Consider the following 5,119-nt stretch of genomic DNA (forward strand, 5'->3'; position numbering starts at 1 on the left):
TGTACTGACCCCAAAAAGTTAGACAATTAATTTACACAAAGGATTTAGTTCTGTATTGCACAGGACTAAGTCCTTTTAGTTTTACCTTGATTCGTTTGTTGTTGTAGTAATCAATATAGTCTACAATAGCTTGTTCCAATTGCTCAAGTGATTTAAATGACTTCTCATAACCATAAAACATCTCGGATTTTAGGATACCAAAGAAGGATTCCATCATGCCGTTGTCTGGGCTATTTCCCTTACGTGACATAGATGGCTGGATTCCTTTATCCTCTAAAAAATGATGATAGAAATCGTGTTGGTATTGCCATCCCTGGTCACTATGGAGAATTGTATTTTCGTAGTGCTCCTCTGTGAAGGCTTGTTCCAACATTAATTTTACTTGTCTTAAGTTCGGCGATGTAGAAAGATTATAGGCGATAATTTCGCTATTAAAGCCATCTAAAACTGGCGATAAGTAAAGCTTTTGAGTGCTTGCTGGAATGGCAAATTCTGTCACGTCCGTATAGCACTTTTCCATTGGTTTAGATGCTTCAAATTGGCGTTGAATAAGATTGTCTGCTTTCTTACCAACCTCTCCTTGATATATGAATAATACTTACGCTTACGACGAATTCGATCGGTTAAACCAAGGACACTCATCAGACGTTGGACCTTCTTATGGTTCACTACAAAACCTCGATTCCTCAATTCAAGAGTTATTCGACGATAACCATAATTTCCTTTGTGCTCAGTAAAAATAACTTGAATCTCAGCTTTAAGCTCTTTATCTTTGTCAAGCCCCTCCAGTTGCTTCAACTGATAGTAGTAAGTTGAGCGAGGTAAACGAGCCGTTTCAAGAAGCAAATCTAGTCGAAATCCTCCTGAAGCCATTTCTCTAATTGTCTCTGCTTTTCTCGCTGTAAGGCTTCGTCCCTGTCTTCTAGCTCTTTTAACTTTTTTAGGTAAGCCACCTCGGTACGTAAGCGTTCATTCTCCTCTTGGAGTCGCTCTAGTTCTGTCATTTCTTCCCAAGTTTTCTTACGTTTACGTCCCATTTTAGGTGCTCTCCCTCTTGTTTTCTCAACAATAGTATACCCATTTTTCTTGTATTGTGCTATCCAATTAGGTAACATTCCACCACTTGGAAGAGCATAATCAAGACTTACACTTTTTTGTGAACGACCTTTAAGCAGAACTTTATTAATTATTTCTTCCTTTAATTCGGGAGAATAGTAACGATTCTTTCCTTTTTTTGCGATTTCTATCCCGTAACGATCAATCAATTTCATCATATATCTTAATCCAGAAGCATCCACACCAAATCTTTTTGAAAGTTGGTTGAAGCTTTGTCCTTGCTTTCTTAGTTCATAAATCTGAACTTTATCGTCATAACTCAATTTCATAAAAAAACACCCCAAAAGTTAGATTTTTTCTGTCTAACTTTTGGGGTGCAGTTCAAATGAACTTGTGGATCTTTTTATATTCTAAATGAACTCAAAGCATATGAGAATCAAAGACGTGCATTCAACTCAGCACCCAGCTCTTCAAAGCCTGGTTTACCAAGCAAGGCAAACATATTCTTCTTGTATGCTTCCACACCTGGTTGGTCAAATGGATTGATACCATTCAGGTAGCCAGAAAGAGCAATAGCTAACTCAAAGAAGTAAATAGTATAGCCCAAAGTGAACTCATCTTGCTCAGGCAGGGTCACAAACATATTTGGCACTCCGCCGTCTGTATGAGCTAACAGCACTCCATCTGTTGCTTTCTTATTGACAAAGTCAACATCTTTTCCTTGCAGATAGCCAAGGCCATCCAAGTCTTCTGCTAATTCAGGAATCAACACATTTTTGCGAGGCTTATCTACACGAATAACTGTTTCAAAGAGGATACGAGTTCCTTCTTGAATAAATTGCCCCAAAGAGTGCAGGTCTGTTGAGAAGTTCGCTGAAGTTGGGTAAATCCCTTTTTGGTCTTTACCTTCTGACTCACCAGCCAATTGCTTCCACCATTCTGAGAAGTATTGCAATGATGGTTCGTAGTTAGCTAGAACTTCTGTCAGATAACCTTTACGGTACAAGATATTGCGTACAACTGCATATTGATATGCTTCATTTTCAGCCAACTTATCAGAAGCATAAGCCTTGCGAGCAGCATTTGCTCCTTCCATCAACTTGCTGATATCAGCCCCTGCAGCTGCGATTGGCAAGAGTCCCACTGCTGTCAATACTGTAAAACGACCACCAACACTATCAGGCACTACAAAAGTATCCCAGCCATTAGCATCTGCTTCAACTTTAAGAGCACCTTTTTGGCGGTCAGTTGTTGCGTAGATACGGTTGTTGGCTTCTTCTTGACCGTATTTCTTAACAAGAAGTTCCATGAAGATACGGAAAGCGATAGCTGGTTCAGTTGTTGTTCCTGATTTAGAGATAACGTTAACTGAGAAATCTTTGTCTGATACATAGTCTACCAAATCAGCCAAATAGCTTGATGAGATAGAGTTTCCAGCATAGAGGATTTGAGGTGCCTTACGTTCTTCCTTGCTTTGTAGATTTACAAAAGAATTATTCAAGAAATCAATCGCTGCACGTGCTCCTAAATAAGATCCTCCAATACCGATGACGATTAACACTTCACTATCAGATTGGATTTTAGCAGCCGCCTTTTGAATACGAGCAAATTCATCTTTATCATATTCTTCAGGCAGATTCAACCAGCCTGTCATTTCTGCTCCGGGACCTGTTCCGTTTCGTAAAGCATTATCTGCTGCTGTAACTTGTGCTTGCATGTATTCCACTTCATGTGGTGCAACAAATTTGTCTAACACTTTTGAATAATCAAATGTAATATGAGCCATTAGTTTCTCCTTTAAAAAAATCAATTCTACCCTTTATTCTACTCTTTTATTTATCTTTTGACAATATTTTTTACCCTTATTAAGTCAAGATAGCCTACAGTTACTATTTAAATGCAAGGTCTGCTTCAAGGCCATAGTGATCACTTACTAGAGGTTGATTGTTTCCATCAAAAATGACACTAAGGCGATTTACTGCCCACTCTTGGCTTGCAAAAACATAGTCAATACGTAAAGGTTCTTCATTACCTTTCCAACCATCGATACCAGGTCCAACTGTATAGCTACCAGTTGTTTCTTGAGCCACTTGGAAGCTATCCTGAAGTTTGAGCGGACTGGCTAATATTGCTTGATAACCTTCTCGACCTGCTGGGTTATTAAAGTCCCCTGCTAGGATAAACGGTTTACCAATAGCTTGGAAACGTTCCTCAATGCGTGCCCACTCTTCTTGGAAACCTTTATCCCACCATGAAAGATGGACACTAGCAACAGCAACTTCTCGGCCGTCTACAGTCGTCTCAGCCACTGCCACACGGCGTGTATGATAGTCTGTTGAATCATCAACATCTGAAACTAAAATTTCGCTAGCTGTCAACGGTTGGCGTGACAAAACAGCAACACCCTCATTAAGGTGGTCATAACCAATGTGATTATAGGCCCACGTCCAATGATATTGAAGGCCCTCTTCAGCTAATTTTTCCACAAGCAAACGGACAAAGTGATCTTGGTGGATCGGTGTTGCTGATGGTAGCGCATGATAGTAAGCATCCGTTTCTACAACGGCAGTCTCTATTTCCTGATTAACTTCTTGGAAACAAATGATATCATACTGAGCCTTAAGAATTTGTTCCTTTAGGGTTTGGAATTTCCCTTCTGCATCTTCTTCCATCCAACTATGGGTATTTAAGGTTAGAAATTTCATAAGCTTATCCTTTATCTGACTTACATTTAGAAATGACAACAAGGTCTTTTACAAACAAAACAGCCCAAGGGCTGTCTGCTTGTTTATTATTTAACGAATTAAAGTTCTACTTTTGCAACTGGAGCATTAGCTGCCAATTTTCCTGTATGTTCTACTTTAACTGATTTAATTGCGTCTGCATTAGTGAAGACAACTACTGTTGAAGTTTCACGTCCAGCTTCACGGATAGCTGCAAGATCTGCTTCTACCAAGAAATCACCAGCAGCAACAGTTTGTCCTTCAGTAACTTTAACATCAAATGGTTTACCTTCAAGACTAACAGTGTCAAGTCCGATGTGAACCAAAACTTCAAGTCCATTATCTGTTACCAAACCAAGAGCGTGTTTGGTTGGGAAGATGCTTGCAACTTTACCAGCTACTGGAGAAACAATCTTACCATTTTCTGGTTCTACAGCGAAACCATCACCCATCATTTTTTGTGAGAATACTGGGTCTTTAACATCTTCAATCTTGATAACTTGACCATCTGCAACTGAGTGAACATCTTCAGTCACACCTTTGAAGGTAGCTTCTGCTTTCTGAACAGCAGTCATTTGACTTGGAAGTGTTTCAGGGATAACTTCACCTGAATCAAGAACGTCTTGGATATCAGATTTCAATACGTCAGCTTTAGGACCATAGATAGCTTGAACCCCTTGTCCTTTCATGACAAGACCCATAGCTCCTTCAGCTTTCCATTGTTCTTCTGTTCCGACTTTATCAGCTTCTTTAACAGTAACACGGAGACGAGTCATACATGCGTCAACGTCGACGATGTTAGCACGTCCACCAAGAAGGTTGATGATGTTGATAACTTGTGAGCTTGCTGAGCTTGTTCCAGCACTTGCTGATCCAGCAGATTCTGATGAAGAATCTTCACCTTGCTCATAGTTACCGTTACGTCCTGGTGTAGCGTAGTCAAATTTCTTAATCATGAAGTTTGCGATGAAGAACATGATAACACCAAAGAGTACAGTTACCCAAATGAAGTTAACGATATCCATCGCCAAACCAGCGTTAATAGCGAGTGGTGTACGTGTCAAGAATTCGATAGAACCGAATGAGTGAACACGAAGGTGAACGATATCAGCCATGGCAAAGGCACATCCTTGCACCAAAGCATAAATGATGTAAAGTGGAGTAGCCACGAACATGAACATGTACTCGATTGGCTCTGTTACCCCTGTCAAGAATGTTGCAAGCGCAGTTGCAGTCAGCATACCTTTGTACTGATGTTTCTTGTCATCATCAACGTTACGGTAGATAGCTACCACCATACCCATCAAGATACCAAATGAACCAATCATTTGACCAACTTT

At 40.0% G+C, this 5,119-nt stretch carries 3 protein-coding genes and 1 pseudogene; all 4 read right to left on the bottom strand.

What is annotated here, in order from left to right:
- Positions 1-31: 31 nt before the first annotated feature.
- A pseudogene (locus tag RWZ99_RS08670) lies at positions 32-1,385 on the bottom strand (IS3 family transposase).
- A 107-nt stretch (positions 1,386-1,492) separates the two neighbouring features.
- On the bottom strand, positions 1,493-2,842 hold the full coding sequence (locus RWZ99_RS08675) for a glucose-6-phosphate isomerase (RefSeq protein WP_314678106.1): 1,350 nt from the start codon (positions 2,840-2,842) through the stop codon (positions 1,493-1,495).
- A 103-nt stretch (positions 2,843-2,945) separates the two neighbouring features.
- Positions 2,946-3,761, bottom strand: a complete 816-nt coding sequence (locus tag RWZ99_RS08680; protein WP_314678109.1) for an endonuclease/exonuclease/phosphatase family protein — start codon at positions 3,759-3,761, stop codon at positions 2,946-2,948.
- 98 nt (positions 3,762-3,859) lie between these two features.
- Positions 3,860-5,119: glucose PTS transporter subunit IIA (locus RWZ99_RS08685; protein WP_314678112.1), on the bottom strand; the 1,260-nt coding region annotated here is incomplete at its 5' end.

The organism is uncultured Streptococcus sp., from assembly GCF_963545685.1.
In the GTDB taxonomy this organism is placed as follows: domain Bacteria; phylum Bacillota; class Bacilli; order Lactobacillales; family Streptococcaceae; genus Streptococcus.